Annotated in this window: 2 protein-coding genes; both read right to left on the minus strand. The window is 45.2% G+C overall.

What is annotated here, in order from left to right; translation table 11 throughout:
* A partial coding sequence (locus QTO00_RS19295; protein WP_331426191.1) for a sensor domain-containing diguanylate cyclase occupies positions 1-970 on the minus strand: 970 nt, incomplete at its 3' end.
* An 89-nt stretch (positions 971-1,059) separates the two neighbouring features.
* Positions 1,060-1,497 carry a DUF4174 domain-containing protein gene (locus tag QTO00_RS19300; protein WP_331426192.1) on the minus strand — a complete coding sequence of 146 codons (438 nt, stop codon included), beginning with the start codon at positions 1,495-1,497 and terminating at the stop codon, positions 1,060-1,062.
* Between the last annotated feature and the right edge of the window lie 195 nt (positions 1,498-1,692).

Consider the following 1,692-nt stretch of genomic DNA (forward strand, 5'->3'; position numbering starts at 1 on the left):
GTGTTGAATTATTGATGAGATCCACTACGGTAACGCCGTGTTTACCGTTTTTTTTCACTTGATACATCGCACTGTCGGCTTGCTGGTAAATCTCCTCAAATCTATGTGCCACGCCTTGATAAAAGCAGACGCCAATACTAAAGCCAATTTGAGAATATTGACGAGCACCATCGTTGTGCGACGCAGTATCGGTGAGTAGGGAGTCACATAACATCATCAATGCGTTTTGCGACAATGAGTGCGACAGAATAACAAACTCATCGCCACCTAAGCGACCAATTTGAACATCGTTTGGACAAAGATCTTTTAACCTATCAGCGATAGTGACCAGTAAGCGATCGCCAATGTGATGACCCAGCTCATCGTTGACTGACTTAAAATTATCAATATCAACAAAAACCAACGCTTGTATTGCACCAGGCTCGCTCTGTTGGTGTTGGTCATAAAAGGCTTGTTCGATAGCGCTGCGGTTCAGTAGCCCCGTCAAGGGATCGCTATTGGCCAACTTGGCTAACTGTTGCTCATAGCGTTTTTCTTGGGTGATATCGATATGAGTCCCCATCATCCTTAGCGGGTTACCATCATTATCGTATTCGACAATCCTTCCCCGGTCGGATACCCAGCTATCTGTACCATCTTTGTGAACCATACGGTGAACCACCTGATAGAGGTCGGTTTTACCCGCGATGTGGTCTTCAAATGCGCCTACTGCGAGGTCGTAGTCGTCCGGGTGTAAGTTCTTTTTCCAGGTCTCGACAGTGGCGGTTAACTCATAAGGTTGATAACCGAGCATTTTGCCCCACTGCATGTTGAAAATGGTGAGAGTGCCACTGGGAACGTGCTGCTCCCATAAACATAAGCCATTGCCATCTAGAGCAACGTTAAGCTTTTCTTGTAGACGAGCATTGTCTTTTCTGAGTTGCAGGTTCTCTTGCTCTAGTCGTTTGATTCTATCTAAATACTCTTCCATGCCACCCCTTCTACCTGCGACTGTCAGGTTAAGGCCAATAGTACGAAACTTATCATTAAATAGCTATTGAGTAGGGGCTAGGGTGAGAATCATGCGGAACAGGGGCTCGCTTTCTTCGCCATCTCATATTGGCGCATTGGCATTACGTCGATGGTCTGCTTCACATGTTCCCAATCGGTGTTTTTCCCCCAACGTAGTTTTTCTCCACCATCTTTACCAATCAGGATCGCGGTGTGGCTGCCGGGTTTAATGTCGTATAAGGTAAACAGTGCCTCTAGATTGAACTCGTGCTTAACCCATTTCGGCATACTAAAGCCGTCTTCGGTTACGACTAAAGTGATCAGATCTCTGTCTTGGAGTTCACATTCGTTGATCAGCGTTTCGAGTAAAAACTGTTTGACGTGTTCGTCATTGGTTGGGGCAAAGTAGATCACACTGCGATGGGACCACTCACTAGAATAAGTGGGGTAGGTCCAACCTAAAGGTGACAATAACATTGAAATTATTAGCAGAAAAGCGGCACGCATAACTACAGCCCCCTAGCAATGTTTGATTAAAGTTTCTGTCTACAGATGTTCTACGTTAATTGTAGGTGTTAAGCTCAGAGCTAGGATGAAAATAGACGGAAAGTTTACAATGCAGACTCTGAAGTCAGAACGCTTGACACTTAGAATGGTTAAGCCGGATGACGCTGATTTTATTTTTCAGCTCTACAACAGTGA

The sequence above is a fragment of the Vibrio sp. M260118 genome, assembly GCF_036533755.1.
GTDB lineage: Bacteria > Pseudomonadota > Gammaproteobacteria > Enterobacterales > Vibrionaceae > Vibrio.